Origin of the sequence: Paenibacillus sp. FSL W8-0187, from assembly GCF_037969755.1 — a bacterium.
Classification (GTDB): Bacteria; Bacillota; Bacilli; order Paenibacillales; family Paenibacillaceae; genus Paenibacillus_AQ.
The window spans coordinates 6607331-6622500 of sequence record NZ_CP150206.1 but is presented as its reverse complement, the minus strand read 5'-3'; the positions used below and the strand labels follow the sequence as shown (position 1 = coordinate 6622500).

Sequence of the window (15170 nt, the reverse complement as noted above, 5' to 3'; positions counted from 1 at the left end):
CTTCGGGAGAAGGGGTGCCTCGGTAGGGTGAATAGCCCGAGGGGGCCGCAGTGAAAAGGCCCAAGCGACTGTTTAGCAAAAACACAGGTCTGTGCGAAGCCGTAAGGCGAAGTATACGGGCTGACGCCTGCCCGGTGCTGGAAGGTTAAGGGGAGCGGTTAGGGAGTAATCCCGAAGCTGTGAACCGAAGCCCCAGTAAACGGCGGCCGTAACTATAACGGTCCTAAGGTAGCGAAATTCCTTGTCAGGTAAATTCTGACCCGCACGAATGGCGTAACGACTTGGGCGCTGTCTCAACGAGAGATCCGGTGAAATTTTAATACCTGTGAAGATGCAGGTTACCCGCGACAAGACGGAAAGACCCCATGGAGCTTTACTGCAGCTTGATATTGGATTTGGGTACGATCTGTACAGGATAGGTGGGAGCCTTTGAAGCATGAGCGCCAGCTTGTGTGGAGGCGACGTTGGGATACCACCCTGATCGTATCTAGGTTCTAACCTGGTACCGTAATCCGGTACGGGGACAGTGTCAGGCGGGCAGTTTGACTGGGGCGGTCGCCTCCTAAAGAGTAACGGAGGCGCCCCAAGGTTCCCTCAGAATGGTTGGAAATCATTCGAAGAGTGCAAAGGCATAAGGGAGCTTGACTGCGAGACCTACAAGTCGAGCAGGGACGAAAGTCGGGCTTAGTGATCCGGTGGTACCGCATGGAAGGGCCATCGCTCAACGGATAAAAGCTACCCTGGGGATAACAGGCTTATCTCCCCCAAGAGTCCACATCGACGGGGAGGTTTGGCACCTCGATGTCGGCTCATCGCATCCTGGGGCTGAAGTAGGTCCCAAGGGTTGGGCTGTTCGCCCATTAAAGCGGTACGCGAGCTGGGTTCAGAACGTCGTGAGACAGTTCGGTCCCTATCTGTCGTGGGCGTAGGAAATTTGAGAGGAGCTGTCCTTAGTACGAGAGGACCGGGATGGACGTACCGCTGGTGCACCAGTTGTTCCGCCAGGAGCATGGCTGGGTAGCTACGTACGGAAGGGATAAGCGCTGAAAGCATCTAAGCGTGAAGCCCCCCTCAAGATGAGATTTCCCAATTCGTAAGACCCCTTGAAGACCACGAGGTAGATAGGTTGGAGGTGGAAGTGCAGCAATGCATGGAGCTGACCAATACTAATCGGTCGAGGGCTTATCCAAAAACTATTTCAATGTGCTGCAAATTCGTTTCGTATCTAGTTTTCAGGTGATCAAGCATCTGAACCGTTTGGTGGCGATGGCGGAAGGGTTCCACGCGTTCCCATACCGAACACGACCGTTAAGCCTTCCAGCGCCGATGGTACTTGGACCGAAGGGTCCCGGGAGAGTAGGACGTCGCCAAGCGGTACATATTCCCTGATAGCTCAGTTGGTAGAGCACTCGACTGTTAATCGAGTTGTCACAGGTTCGAGTCCTGTTCGGGGAGCCACTTGCTTCCATAGCTCAGTAGGTAGAGTGCATCCATGGTAAGGATGAGGTCACCGGTTCGATCCCGGTTGGAAGCTCCAGATTCGCTTTTGAATTGGACATGTATCATGAAATTGTGGCCCGTTGGTCAAGGGGTTAAGACACCTCCCTTTCACGGAGGTAACAGGGGTTCGAATCCCCTACGGGTCACCACTATATTTAAAGCATCAGGGGATGAGAATCCCGTGAGTTTATACGGAGGCTTAGCTCAGCTGGGAGAGCATCTGCCTTACAAGCAGAGGGTCGGGGGTTCGATCCCCTCAGCCTCCACCATTTAATGCATGATTCTAACGAGAATCGGCAAGATAAAAGTACTCATCGATTTTGGGGATTAGCCAAGCGGTAAGGCAACGGACTTTGACTCCGTCATGCATAGGTTCGAATCCTATATCCCCAGCCACTTCATCCTAAAAAGTGAAGTTAAGCTTTGAAGGTGATTCCGAATACTTTTCGGAGGCCTGAAATGCGAGCCATTAGCTCAGTTGGTAGAGCACCTGACTTTTAATCAGGGTGTCGAAGGTTCGAGTCCTTCATGGCTCACCATTGTTTCATCTTGTGCGCGTGTGGCGGAATTGGCAGACGCACTAGACTTAGGATCTAGCGTCTTTGACGTGGGGGTTCAAGTCCCTCCACGCGCACCATTATTTGCGGACGTGGCTCAGCGGTAGAGCATCGCCTTGCCAAGGCGAGGGTCGCGGGTTCGATTCCCGTCGTCCGCTCCATTTGCGCCCTTAGCTCAGCTGGATAGAGCGTTTGACTACGAATCAAAAGGTCGGGAGTTCGAATCTCTCAGGGCGTGCCATTTTTCAAAAAAAGATTAATATCGGGATGTAGCTCAGCTTGGTAGAGCACCTGGTTTGGGACCAGGGGGTCGCATGTTCAAATCGTGTCATCCCGATTTGTTTAAGAGTAGGGCTCCACAAAAGTAATCGGAATATGCTCCAAAGCATAGCGTCACTTTTGTGGGTTCATATGCGGGTGTAGTTCAATGGTAGAACTCCAGCCTTCCAAGCTGGTAGCGTGGGTTCGATTCCCATCACCCGCTCCATACATAAGCAGGACATCACCGTGTGTGATGTTTTTTTACATATTCATACGACTCTCCTGCGAAGTGTTAATGTGCTAAAGAACATAGTTGGGTCAAGGTTTATAGGACTAATGTCCATGGTATATGGGTATATCAATATCATTAGTTTTGTCGATTTGGCTAATTTTTTCGCCTGGAAAATGCAGATTTTCATGCGCTTTTATTGTATGATGTTAGGAAGGCGTTACGTCCTATAGACAAACTGCTGAAACGGGTTGAGATGGGAGGAGTAGCATGACTGAACTTACAGTAACCGCAAAGAGCAATTCCAACAATCTGCTGCGGCGGGATGTACGGTTCCTTGGCAATATTCTTGGAGAAGTTCTGGTCCACCAAGGTGGCAATGAGCTTTTAGATATAGTTGAGAAAATTCGTGAAACGAGTAAATCGTTGCGATCCGTATTCCTGCCAGAATTGTTTGCAGATTTCAAAAGGATCATCAGCACATTGGAGCCCGACATTCGCCATCAGGTGATTCGCGCGTTTGCCATTTATTTTCAATTGGTTAATATCGCGGAACAGAATCATCGCATTCGTCGCAAACGCGATTACGAGCGTTCCGCCGGGGAGAGTGTTCAACCAGGTTCCATTGAAAGTGCGGTCCAGGATTTGAAAGAGCGCAATATTACGTTTGAAGAAGTTCAAGAAATTCTCGAAAGTCTATCCCTTGAGCTGGTAATGACAGCTCATCCAACAGAAGCGATGCGTCGGGCTATTCTGGATATTCATAAACGGATAGCGGACGATGTGATGCAACTGGACAACCCGACACTGACATTCCGCGAACGAGAGCAGCTTCGGGAGAAACTACTGAATGAAGTGATTACGCTGTGGCAAACCGACGAGCTTCGTGACCGTAAGCCGACGGTTCTTGATGAGGTTAGAAACGGTATGTATTATTTTCACGAGACCCTGTTTCACATTCTGCCAGAGGTTTATCAAGAACTGGAGCGCTGCCTAAGTAAATATTATCCGGGTCACCATTGGCACGTTCCAACCTATTTGCGTTTCGGTTCGTGGATCGGTGGCGATCGGGACGGAAATCCTTCAGTGACGGCGGACGTAACATGGAGAACGCTTGAAATGCAGCGGAAGCTAGCGATTCGTGAATACCAGCGGATTTTGCGTGAATTCATGAAATACCTCAGCTTCAGCTCATCGATCGTGAGCGTTTCGGATGAATTGCTTCAATCCATTGAAAAAGACCGCGAGCATGTAACACTGAAGAAGATGGAAATTTGGCACAATGAGAAAGAGCCTTATCGTGTAAAACTGGTATATATGTTGGCTAAAATGAGTCATATTCTTGATGAGAACATGACTGGTGGCGAGCGTTATCAGTCCCCTGAGGAATTTATCGAAGACTTGAATATCATTGATCGAAGCTTGCGTTTCCATTTTGCTGACTATGTTGCAGACACGTATATTCAAAAACTGATTCGTCAGGCGGAGTTGTTTGGTTTCCATACAGCAACGCTGGATATCAGACAGCATAGCCAAGAGCATGAAAATGCCATGGCCGAAATTCTTCGTAAAATGAACGTGACTCAGGATTATGCCCAATTAAGTGAAGATGAGAAGATCGAGCTGCTTAATAACTTGCTTAACGATCCTCGTCCGTTGACTACGCCTTATCAAGAGTACAGCGACAGCACCGAAGAATGCCTTGAAGTATACCGTACCGTATTCCGTGCGCAGCAGGAGTTCGGCGTGAAATGTATTTCAAGTTATTTGATCAGTATGTCCGAGGGCGCAAGCGACATTCTGGAAGTGATGGTATTTGCCAAAGAAGTCGGACTTTTCCGCAAGGACAATGACGGTTCTGTAATAGCTACTTTGCAGGCTGCGCCATTGTTTGAGACGATCGAGGACCTGCATGCCGCACCTGATATTATGCGTAAGCTCTTCAGCCTGCCGATCTACCGGGAAGCGGTTAGCGCCATGAATGAGCTTCAGGAAATTATGCTGGGTTACTCTGACAGCAATAAGGACGGCGGAGCCATTACAGCGAACTGGGAGCTCCAGGTAGCGCTCAAAGATATTACGACTGCAGCCAATGAGTATGGCATCAAGGTGAAATACTTCCATGGACGCGGCGGATCGCTTGGGCGCGGTGGTATGCCTCTGAACCGCAGCATTTTGGCTCAACCGGCATCAACCATTGCGGGCGGCATCAAAATCACGGAGCAAGGCGAAGTTATTTCTTCCCGTTACTCCTTGAAGGGAATCGCCTACCGCAGTTTGGACCAGGCGACTTCAGCACTTATAACGGCTTCTCTTAATGCCCGTTACCCTGAAAAAGAATCGACTGAAAAAGAGTGGGAAGAGATTTCCTCGAGGATCTCGGCCGCTTCACAGAAAAAATATCAGGATCTGATCTTCCGTGATCCGGATTTCCTGAGCTTCTTCAAGGAATCCACGCCGCTTCCTGAGGTGGGAGAGCTGAATATTGGCTCCCGACCATCCAAGCGTAAGAACAGTGACCGTTTTGAGGACCTCAGAGCCATCCCTTGGGTGTTTGCGTGGACTCAGAGCCGTTACCTGCTTCCTGCATGGTACGCGGCTGGTACGGGCTTACAGAGCTTCTACCAGGGCAAGGAAGAGAATATGAAGGTGCTTCAGAAGATGTACACGAGCTATCCGTTCTTTACGTCGCTGATCGATACCCTTCAGATGGCTCTTGCCAAGGCTGATCTGATCATCGCCAAAGAGTATTCTTTGATGACGAAGGATGATCAAGCCCGCGAACGTATCTTCGGTCTGATTCAGGAAGAATTCAACCTGACGAAAGAGCTTGTTCTTAAGATTACGGGACAGCAGGATATTCTGGATAACCAGCCAGTCCTACAGGAATCGATTCGACTCCGTAACCCTTACGTGGATCCGCTCAGTTATTTGCAAGTCCAACTGCTTAACGAGCTGCGCGAACTGAGGGAGCAGGAGCAGGACGATCCGGATCTGCTTCGGGAAGTGCTGCTGACCATCAACGGTATTGCGGCAGGGCTTCGTAATACAGGTTGATCCTTGCAGGATAACAAAGCTGTTTGAAAGGGATAGTATAAGGCGAGGTTCCCTAAAGGAGCCTCGTTTTTTTCATCAATGAGCAGCATAACCTCTGATGATTAGAGTATCGGCTGCAACGTAATGGTCTTTGATAGGGAAAAGGGATTCTTTTTGAATTATTGTTGATTTTTAGAAACAGTTGAATTACGATTTGAATGATGCTTTTTTAGACGTTACCCATCAGACCATTCTGGGGGAATTATGGTGGACAATTTGGATGTAAGACTGGCGAAGCTGGCCCGAAAAGGGGACCAAAGAGCTTTTGCTGAAATCGTAGAACTTTATAAAGATAAGATTTTTCATTTGGCTTACCGGATGCTCAGTAACCGTCATGAGGCGGAGGATGTCGTACAAGAGACTTTTTTGCGTGTATATAAAAACCTTGATCGATACGACGAGAATCAGAAGTTCTCCACTTGGATATACCGAATTGGTACAAATCTTAGCATTGATCGGCTGCGCAAACGCAAGCCGTCTTTCTCGCTGGACGCCGACCTGAATGAAAGCGAAGGCATGGACGGCTACTCCCTGATCCCGAGCGATAACCGTACACCTGAGAGTGAAATGCTGCTATCCGAGACACAGCGCATCATTCATACGGCGATTGACGGACTTCCTGCCAAGTACAAGACAATCATGATTCTAAGGTACATCCAGGATTTATCCCTGCAGGAGATCAGCGAGATTTTGGACTTGCCTGTAACAACGATCAAAACGCGAGTACATCGTGGACGCGAATTTTTGCGTAAAAAATTAGAGTACAAATTGTGAGAAAAAAACGCCTATCGCCGTTCTTTGAGGAAGAGAGACCGCGTTTAAGGGCGCTTTTTTCTTGCGATGCCAAAAAGTCGGTATCCGCAGTTTTTTTCTGATTTTCTTTAAAAAAAGTTGAAACATCCCCGATTCCGGCACGTATGAACAATAAGCAAGTCTTATGCCCCTACGTGGGAATAGACCCAGCAAAGAGATTGAATGAAAGGATTGGCTCACAAATGGATTGCAAATTAGCCGTCTCTTTGATGCATGATTATCTGGATAATGACTTGTCCGACCCACAACAGCTGGAATTGCAGAAGCATTTGCTGGATTGTGCTGACTGTCGGAATTACTTCGAGAAGCTGGAGCATACCGATATGCTTCTTTATTCCTTAACTCATCATGCGACCAAGCCATCTGATGATTTAACGGAACGTATAATGGGTATGCTGCCGCAGCCCAAGAGACAAAAGGCTTGGGTCAAATGGGTTAGGAATCATCCTGCGCTCACGGCTGCAGCTTTGTTTTTGGTTGTCATGCTCTTTAGCACAATCAGTTTCTGGAGTCAGGATACTCAGCTGGTTGTAAAGAGTGATGAATTCGAAAAGCTGGTGATTGAAGGAGATACCGTCATTATTCCTCCGGATCAAATCATCACGGGAGATATTACAGTCGAGAATGGAAAGACTAAGGTCTACGGTCAAGTGAATGGCAATGTGACCGTCATTGACGGAGAATTATTTCAGGCTTCCACCTCACATATAGCAGGTCAAGTGAAGGACATAGATCGGGCGATGGATTGGATATGGTACAAGATCTCCACTCTGTTTACAGATGCCGCTTACCGCTAGGTGAAACCTGAAGCCTACTGATAAAAGCGCCTCTTTTCAGTGAAAAGATGGCGCTTCTTTTGTTGATTTATGATCTTTTTCATGGAAAGCAGAGAGCGTCCGCTTGCATCGGAAAGATTAACGTTATAACCTAGAGAGTGTAGAGCACATACTACATATATGAGTCGCATGCGTTATTAAAAAGGAAGTTCAAAAAGTTCCCGTGTGATCAGAAGGAAAATGAAGAGCTGGTTCGGTAGTCGAATCGTTAAGCGTTCATTTTCGAGGAACCGGATTTTTTGGGCCCGCACTTAAAGGAAATGACGGGGGTTGCTGTATGGAGTATTTCACAGATATGACCTGGGGTGAAACCATTAAAGATATCATCGATATCCTTATCGTTACTTATATAATATACCAGATGATACTGCTCGTCCGCGGTACGCGGGCGGTCCAACTCCTCAAAGGGATTTTGGTGCTGGTGGTCATCTGGGCGCTTAGCACCTGGTTTGATCTGTACACGCTAAAGTGGCTGATGAATCAGATTTTTACATTCGGGGTGTTGGCGGTCTTTATCATCTTCCAGCCGGAGCTCAGACGTGGTCTGGAGCAGCTCGGACGAGGTAAGCTGTTTGGGCGGACATCGGATATTGACGAGGAGACCAATAAGTTAATTAGCGAAACCATTAAGGCGGTTAATTATTTATCGCGGCGCAAAATAGGGGCTCTGATTGTCTTTGAGCGGACGACGGGACTGAATGAGTATGTAGAATCAGGAATTCCGATGAGATCAGTGATCAGCTCGGAATTGTTTATTAATATTTTTATACCGAACACACCGCTCCATGACGGAGCTGTCATTATTCAGAACGCTCAAATTGCAGCTGCCGGCTGTTATTTGCCGCTATCAGAGAACCCTTTTATCAGTAAGGAACTGGGAACAAGACACCGTGCCGCTATCGGAATCAGTGAGGTGGGGGATGCGATTTCAGTTGTCGTATCCGAGGAGACTGGGCAAGTATCGCTGGCCCTGAATGGACAAGTGGTTCGAGATATTAAGGAAGAGTCTCTCATCTCCAAATTGTATGAGGAGCTCAGGCCTGCCGCGTCCATCAAGGAGAAACGCACGTTCTTCTGGAAACGGAAGGGGGACGGCAGCAATGGATAAATGGATCAAGAACAACACGGCAAGCAAGCTCATTGCACTCGCTGTCAGTATTTTATTGTGGGCGATGGTTCATATGGACAGCGGAGCGCCTGCCCCGCCAACCACTTTTTATGATACCAAAGTCATTGCAGGCGTTAAGATTCAGACTTATGGATTTGATGACAGCGAATATGCGTTAACGGGTATTGATAAGGACCGCGTAAATCTCGAAGTTCGGGGAAAGAAATCCAATATCTCGCTTTTGACCGACGACTATAAGGTGAAGCTTGATTTGAGCAAAGTCAGAGAACCGGGTACACACACACTTCCGCTAACCTACTCCATCCCGAGTGGCGTGGAGATGGTATCGATGGAGCCATCTGCGGTTACGGTGACGGTTGAACCGAGAGTGTCGAAATCCGTGACGGTAAGTATTGGAACCAAAGGCGAGCCTGCTAAAGATTACCGTGCCGGAACACCCGTGCTGATTGACCCAAGGCAAGTCACGGTTACCCTGCCTGAATCGTCAATGGCGAATCTGGGGCAGGTCAAAGGTAATGTGGAGCTTGATGGTGCCAAAGAGAAGATTACGGAGAAACGAGTCAAACTTACAGCATATGATAAAGAAGGCAACGCCATGGAAGACGCTGTCATTGAGCCTGCTACAGTAGCAGCTGAAGTGCCGATTGAGCCTGCATTTGTCACCCTACCGCTGGAGCTTCAATACACGGGACGGCTGCCAGAAGGGTTTGTCCTATCCAAGGTGGAGCAGAAGGTAAAAGAAGTGAAGCTGTTTGGCAGTAAAGAGGCGCTTGCAGGAGCTAAGACCTATATCGAAGCTACGATCAATCTGGGAGAAGTTAGAAATTCGGGAACAACAGTGCTTACGGCCGACTTGACGCCGCCTGAAGGTTTTGAGAAAATCGAGCCGAGCTCTGTAACGGTGGATGTTACGGCTGTATCGCATGGTGAACGGTTGATTACAGGTATTCCGATAACGTTAAAAGGGGTTGCCTCCGGCCTGGATGCTGTTATTACGGATCCAAAGACGCAGACAATATCTTTAACGCTCACCGGAGCGCCTGACTTGCTTAATAGTCTGGAACCTACAGATATCGGAGCCGAAGCGAATGCAACTGGTATGAAAGCTGGCGTTCACGAAATTCCGCTGCAGATCACACTACCTAATTTTATTAGCCGTACGGATCAGGAACGTCCCGTTATTAAGGTAGAGCTCAAGGATAACTCCAAGCCCGTGACAACGGAGCCGGACAGCTCGAAGAATGAGGGAACGGACACAGACAAGCCTGTTTCACCAGGAACGGGATCCGGAACAGGAACAGGAACAGGCACTGATCAGGGGGAGACTCCGGAAACGCCTCCTACTCATGAGGAAACGGATAACACCGGATCAGGAGAAAACCCATCACATCCGCCCGGAGACGGATCGAATGATGGAGCAACGGGATCAGAAACGTCCAATGATGGATAATAACGAAGAGTAGATAAAGGAGTATATAAAACATGGGGAAATATTTTGGTACAGATGGAGTAAGAGGAGTTGCGAATCAAGAACTGACAGCGGAAATGGCTTATAGCATCGGCCGCTGCGGCGGCTATGTGCTCACTGGCGATAAAGAGAAGCCAACCGTCATTATCGGTATGGATACCCGCGTATCGGGGGCTATGCTGGAGTCGGCTTTGGTTGCAGGCCTGCTGTCCATCGGTGCACACGTCATTCGTCTGGGTGTCGTAAGTACACCAGCGGTGGCGTACATCACAAGACTATTGAAGGCTGATGCGGGTGTTATGATCTCGGCTTCACATAACCCGGTACAAGATAACGGTATCAAGTTCTTCGGTGGAGACGGCTTCAAGCTGTCGGATGAGACTGAGCTTAAGATTGAAGAGCTGATGGATGCGGAAACAGATAATCTGCCGCGACCAATCGGGGCTGATTTAGGTGAATTGTTGATTGATAACGAATCTAAATATAAATACCTGGAATATTTGAAAACGACGGTCGATAACCGGTTTGACGGTCTGAAAATCGTACTGGATTGCGCAAATGGCGCAGCTTATGAGCTGGCTCCGAAGCTTTTCCGTGAATTGGGTTCGGATGTGATCACCATCGGCGCTGAGCCGAATGGCCTGAATATCAATGATCACTGCGGATCGACTCATCCGGAGAAACTCGTCGAGGCTGTACTCCAGCATGGCGCTGACCTCGGTCTGGCTTTTGACGGAGATGCGGATCGCCTGATTGCGATTGACGCAAAAGGCGAGGAAGTGGACGGCGATTTCATTCTGTGTATTTGCGGTGATGCCATGAACCGTGCCGGCAAGCTGAAGGCAGGTACGATCGTTTCGACGGTTATGAGTAACATCGGTTTCTATAAAGCGTGTGACAGCTTGAAGCTGAAAACGGCCAAAACCGCAGTCGGCGACCGCTATGTCATGGAAGAAATGCGCCGTGGCGGATATAACCTGGGTGGAGAGCAATCGGGACATGTGATTTTCCTGGATCACAACACCACAGGGGATGGAATTCTCACAGGGATTCAATTGGTGGATACGTTGGTAGCTTCCGGCAAGGCACTGCATGAGCTGAAGAGCAGCATGCGCAAGTATCCGCAAGTGCTGGTTAATGTTCGTGTTGGCGATAAGAGCAAATACCAAGGCAATACCGTTATTGAGTCTGCGATTGCTGAAGTTGAAGGCATTCTGGGTGATAACGGACGTGTCCTGGTTCGCCCATCGGGAACGGAATCCCTCATTCGCGTCATGGCGGAAGGCCCAGACAAAGAAGAGCTCGACCGTTATGTAACGCAGATTGCAGACGTGGTGAAACGGGAATTGGCGTAAGACTAAGGGTGTATTTTTCAAGGAAAGCAGACTAATTTTTGTCAGGGCCAGTGAACTATGCGGATGCGGTTCACTGGCCTGCTGCTTTTCATGAAGCCAGCCGAATGAAAGCGCAATACCCCTTGTCCTGCCAGCAAAGAGGGTGGTTTACAGCATCGCTTGAGAAGATAGGTCATTCGATGTCATTCATGGGGTTAATTATACGCAGGGCTTGGATCTCCTAAGAAGCAGCTGAGTTGCCAAAGTGATAAGGCATGAATATAATAAAGGATGTCATTCAAGAATAGAAAGCGAGGATTGTGAGGTTACTTCAAGCTTCATAAGCGCCAGAGCTTGTATCTGCGCGGGGATTGGTTATTGCTACGATAGGGATAACCAAACGGCAGAACGCAAGTTGACGAGGTAGAGGTGTTCGGATTATTCGGCGGGGACCTCTCGGTTATGCACCAACCGTAAGCGAATCACGGAAAAGGAATGGGCGACCGTTCTTACAACGTATCCGCAGGTGCTTTTAACACACTAATATACAAAACATGAATGTGCGATTTAGAATGCGACAGCGCGGTGGAAGAAGAGTGCATTCATGTCTGTTCAACTGAGCAGCCTATATCATGCTGGATTTTTTGAACGTTGATAATTGAATAGATCATTCTTCTTTCCTGATACCGCACAGATGCTGCCGTGTTCTATTTCCGCCTACTATTATAGGGAAATCGAACGGAGGAATCATACTATGTGTGGTATTGTCGGATATATTGGAAATCAGAAAACGCAAGCGGTGTTGATCGAGGGATTGAGAAAGCTGGAGTATCGCGGATACGATTCAGCGGGGATTGCCGTCTTTACGAATGAAGGTCTGCGTGTGGCCAAGGCGCAAGGGCGTCTGACCAATCTGGAGGAGAGACTGGAGTCTGCCCCACTTGTGGGAACTGCAGGCATCGGTCATACCCGCTGGGCTACGCATGGCCGGCCGTCAGACGTGAATTCGCATCCGCATACGGACGAAAGCCAGAAGTTCTCTGTTGTTCACAACGGGATCGTTGAGAACTATCTAGAGCTGAAGGAAGAGCTGATCAGCCAAGGACACCAATTTGCTTCGGAGACCGATACGGAAGTTATTTCCCATCTCATTGCCCGCGAATATGATGGAGATATCGTTAAGGCTGTGCAGAAGGCGATCTCTTACATGAGAGGCGCATTCGCCCTTGGCGTCTTGACTGAGTATGAGCCGGATCGATTGGTGGCTGTGCGTCAAGCAAGCCCGCTTATTATCGGTCTTGGCGAAGGAGAGAACTTCATCGGTTCTGATATTCCGGCTATTTTGAAATATACGCGTAACGTTTATATTCTCAACGATGGAGAGATGGCGCTGCTGACGGCAGATGCTGTCGAATTAATGACCATTGAGGGGAACTTTATTTCTCGGGAAATGATTCGTGTCGATTGGGATGCCGTTACAGCGGAAAAAGGCGGATTCGATCACTTCATGCTGAAGGAGATCCACGAGCAGCCAAAAGCATACCGCGATACGATGCTGGGCCGTGTGGATGAGAGCGGACGCAAAGTCGTTCTGCCTGAGCTGAAACTGACACATGAACAGATTAGGAACATTCGCAATGTGCAGATTGTGGCTTGCGGTACGGCTTACCATGCCGGACTTGTGGGACGCAGCGTGATCGAAGAGATGGTACGCATTCCGGTTGAAAATGACGTAGCATCCGAGTACCGTTACCGTTCGCCGATCGTTACACCCGAGACTCTTGTCATCGTTGTAAGCCAGTCCGGTGAGACAGCAGATACCCTGGCTGCGCTTCGTGAAGCACAGAGCCATGGCGCTCATGTCCTGGCCATCACGAATGTGGTGGGCAGCTCGATTGCCCGTGAAGCCAACGATGTGCTCGGCACCCTGGCTGGCCCAGAGATCGCCGTAGCATCCACGAAAGCCTATACTTCTCAGTTGATTGCGTTCTATCTGTTTGGTCTGTATCTTGCTCAAGTACGCGATACGATGACAGAAGACGCTGTTGCTGAAGTGATTGCAGCGATGGAAGCACTGCCTGAACAGGTAGAGTCCATGCTGACCAACGCAGAATCGATCAAGGGATATGCCGAGCAAATTGCGGAGCATGAGAACCTGTTCTTCATCGGCCGTGGTCAAGACTACGCCGTAGCCCAGGAAGGCTCCCTGAAGCTCAAAGAGATCTCTTACATTCATTCCGAGGCCTACGCTGCCGGCGAACTGAAGCATGGCACGCTAGCCCTGATTGAAGAGGGAATTCCCGTTATTGCCTTGGCAACCCAGGAAGCAGTTCTGGAGAAAACGGTGAGCAACATCAAGGAAGTGAAGGCCCGCGGCGCCGAAGTAATGGCCATTACGCATGAAGAGCAAGTGGCCGGCCTGCTGAAATCCGTGGATCAAGCCTTCGCCATTCCGAAGACCTTGCCAATTTTGACGGCAGCTTTGTCTGTCGTACCGCTGCAACTTCTAGCCTACTACGCATCGCTTGCCCGTGGCAACGATGTGGATAAGCCGCGTAACCTGGCGAAGAGTGTTACGGTGGAGTGAGGTAGGGAGCGGGGAAATAAGCTTAATGTAGATTTGAGATAAAGATGCACCGTTTTACCCCTTTAGATTTGATTATCTAAAGGGGTTTTTTTATGTCGAAAAGAAAAAGAACATCCGAGATTGAACAGTGGATTAAACAAGGTCGAGGGACCGGTATTGCAGTAAGGCGTGAAGTGAAAAGAGATAAAATGATTTCGCTTTGGATATTATCGGAAATAATACTTATTGATGACTTAAAGTAGAGTCAAAGGTTAATTACAGCTCATGAAACAGGAGTAAAAATAAGATTGCAAAAACTTTATAAATATAATAGTTTTAGGAGTATTTGAAAAACAATCGACCGAATAGAACGAATGATGAGAGGGATGGGGAAATGAGCGATACAAGGGCCAAATTGATGCTGGATTTGCAAAGAATTGAGAAGGATGAGTATCAGTTACGCGAAGGTGAGCAGCATCAAGATTTTTTGCCTTTGTTACTTCAATATATTGGCGATCCTCAGCCAGAATTACGGGATAACCTGATCTATCCGATGTTTTATATGTGGATTAAGGAGGAGAATAGGTTCAGTGGAGAGGAATTGCGTAGCCTCTTAACTGTTCTGACTGATGAGAACCATTTGTTCTATAATATTGGCAGCGAGGATGATCAGTCCGTTTTTACAAGGACGTTCTCTGCTTTGCCTATCGCTTTGATTGTGCAACGCCACAGACAGAATCCATTTTTCAATCAAGCGGAAATTGAGCAATTAATGCATGCCATGCTCCGTTATTATAAAGAGGAGAAGGATCTGCGAGGTTACCTTTCAGTAGGAGGCTGGGCTCACGGCGCGTCTCACGGTGCGGATGTTTTTGTCGAGCTGGTGCAGTGCGAGGAGAGCAACGTCGCACGGCTGCGTGAGGTTCTTATTGCTATTTCTGGCATTCTTCATAATGGTAGACACATTTTTAGCGATGAGGATGATGAGCGGTTGGTCAACATCGTGGATATGATGATTGACAAAGAGTTACTTCCACATCAAGAAATCGGTGATTGGATTAGCGGCTTAGCGCAATGCTGCAATTTGCCGAGAAGTCGCAGTCAGGTGATTGCTCGCGTGAACAGCAAGAATTTCTTACGCAGTCTCTATTTCAGAAGGGGACAAGATAGCCGAGGGAATGAGCTTAACACTGTCATGCTTGGTACTGAGGCAAAATTGAACAGGTTTTCTATCAGTTAAAGGATTAGAGGGGCTGTCCCAAAAGCCATTCCGATCTCGGTGTTAATGAACCAGTCTATCAGCGAAATAGATTCAGATTCACAATTTCGGAAAAATAGAAAGGCTACGCCCCTGGTGATAAGGGGCGTAGCCTTTCGTTAT

The 15170-nt window shown here is 48.4% G+C and carries 8 protein-coding genes, 11 tRNA genes and 2 rRNA genes (1 of these 21 cut by a window edge); all 21 read left to right on the top strand.

Going from position 1 to position 15170, the window contains the following annotated elements; all coding sequences use genetic code 11:
* A 23S ribosomal RNA gene (locus tag MKY48_RS30060) occupies positions 1-1190 on the top strand; it begins 1738 nt to the left of the window's first position.
* Positions 1191-1256: 66 nt separating this feature from the next.
* A 5S ribosomal RNA gene (gene rrf / locus MKY48_RS30055) occupies positions 1257-1373 on the top strand.
* 9 nt (positions 1374-1382) lie between these two features.
* Positions 1383-1458: transfer RNA gene (locus MKY48_RS30050), tRNA-Asn, on the top strand.
* Between the two features lie 3 nt (positions 1459-1461).
* Positions 1462-1537: transfer RNA gene (locus MKY48_RS30045), tRNA-Thr, on the top strand.
* Positions 1538-1574: 37 nt separating this feature from the next.
* Positions 1575-1649, top strand: a tRNA-Glu gene (locus MKY48_RS30040).
* A 44-nt stretch (positions 1650-1693) separates the two neighbouring features.
* Positions 1694-1769, top strand: a tRNA-Val gene (locus tag MKY48_RS30035).
* A 52-nt stretch (positions 1770-1821) separates the two neighbouring features.
* A tRNA-Gln gene (locus MKY48_RS30030) sits at positions 1822-1896 on the top strand.
* Between the two features lie 67 nt (positions 1897-1963).
* A tRNA-Lys gene (locus tag MKY48_RS30025) sits at positions 1964-2039 on the top strand.
* Between the two features lie 14 nt (positions 2040-2053).
* A tRNA-Leu gene (locus MKY48_RS30020) sits at positions 2054-2137 on the top strand.
* Between the two features lie 6 nt (positions 2138-2143).
* A tRNA-Gly gene (locus MKY48_RS30015) sits at positions 2144-2218 on the top strand.
* Between the two features lie 3 nt (positions 2219-2221).
* Positions 2222-2298, top strand: a tRNA-Arg gene (locus tag MKY48_RS30010).
* Positions 2299-2320: 22 nt separating this feature from the next.
* Positions 2321-2394: transfer RNA gene (locus MKY48_RS30005), tRNA-Pro, on the top strand.
* A gap of 76 nt (positions 2395-2470) precedes the next feature.
* Positions 2471-2544 (top strand) — tRNA-Gly (locus tag MKY48_RS30000).
* 273 nt (positions 2545-2817) lie between these two features.
* Positions 2818-5604, top strand: a complete 2787-nt coding sequence (ppc, locus tag MKY48_RS29995; RefSeq protein WP_339268293.1) for a phosphoenolpyruvate carboxylase — start codon at positions 2818-2820, stop codon at positions 5602-5604.
* Between the two features lie 243 nt (positions 5605-5847).
* Entirely contained in the window at positions 5848-6417 is a 570-nt protein-coding gene (sigW, locus tag MKY48_RS29990) for an RNA polymerase sigma factor SigW (protein ID WP_076325274.1), read from the top strand.
* Positions 6418-6638: 221 nt separating this feature from the next.
* Positions 6639-7253, top strand: coding sequence for a zf-HC2 domain-containing protein (locus MKY48_RS29985; protein ID WP_076325275.1), 615 nt, complete (start codon positions 6639-6641; stop codon positions 7251-7253).
* Positions 7254-7569: 316 nt separating this feature from the next.
* Entirely contained in the window at positions 7570-8400 is an 831-nt protein-coding gene (cdaA, locus tag MKY48_RS29980; protein WP_076325276.1) for a diadenylate cyclase CdaA, read from the top strand.
* Positions 8393-9871 (top strand): CdaR family protein, encoded by a 1479-nt coding sequence (locus MKY48_RS29975; protein WP_339268290.1) that lies wholly within the window; start codon positions 8393-8395, stop codon positions 9869-9871. The genes cdaA and MKY48_RS29975 overlap by 8 nt, the downstream gene beginning before the upstream one ends.
* A gap of 32 nt (positions 9872-9903) precedes the next feature.
* Positions 9904-11244, top strand: coding sequence for a phosphoglucosamine mutase (gene glmM, locus MKY48_RS29970; RefSeq protein WP_339268288.1), 1341 nt, complete (start codon positions 9904-9906; stop codon positions 11242-11244).
* Between the two features lie 733 nt (positions 11245-11977).
* Positions 11978-13810 carry a glutamine--fructose-6-phosphate transaminase (isomerizing) gene (gene glmS / locus MKY48_RS29965; RefSeq protein WP_339268287.1) on the top strand — a complete coding sequence of 611 codons (1833 nt, stop codon included), beginning with the start codon at positions 11978-11980 and terminating at the stop codon, positions 13808-13810.
* A 373-nt stretch (positions 13811-14183) separates the two neighbouring features.
* Positions 14184-15029: a DUF2785 domain-containing protein gene (locus MKY48_RS29960; protein WP_339268285.1), complete on the top strand. Its 846-nt coding sequence runs from the start codon at positions 14184-14186 to the stop codon at positions 15027-15029.
* Positions 15030-15170: the final 141 nt, after the last annotated feature.

Coding starts and splice junctions, on each gene's coding strand:
- cdaA (WP_076325276.1), top strand. CDS start 7,570: ATGGAGTATTTCACAGATATGACCTGGGGTGAAACCATTAAAGATATC.
- MKY48_RS29960 (WP_339268285.1), top strand. CDS start 14,184: ATGAGCGATACAAGGGCCAAATTGATGCTGGATTTGCAAAGAATTGAG.
- ppc (WP_339268293.1), top strand. CDS start 2,818: ATGACTGAACTTACAGTAACCGCAAAGAGCAATTCCAACAATCTGCTG.
- MKY48_RS29975 (WP_339268290.1), top strand. CDS start 8,393: ATGGATAAATGGATCAAGAACAACACGGCAAGCAAGCTCATTGCACTC.
- sigW (WP_076325274.1), top strand. CDS start 5,848: ATGGTGGACAATTTGGATGTAAGACTGGCGAAGCTGGCCCGAAAAGGG.
- MKY48_RS29985 (WP_076325275.1), top strand. CDS start 6,639: ATGGATTGCAAATTAGCCGTCTCTTTGATGCATGATTATCTGGATAAT.
- glmM (WP_339268288.1), top strand. CDS start 9,904: ATGGGGAAATATTTTGGTACAGATGGAGTAAGAGGAGTTGCGAATCAA.
- glmS (WP_339268287.1), top strand. CDS start 11,978: ATGTGTGGTATTGTCGGATATATTGGAAATCAGAAAACGCAAGCGGTG.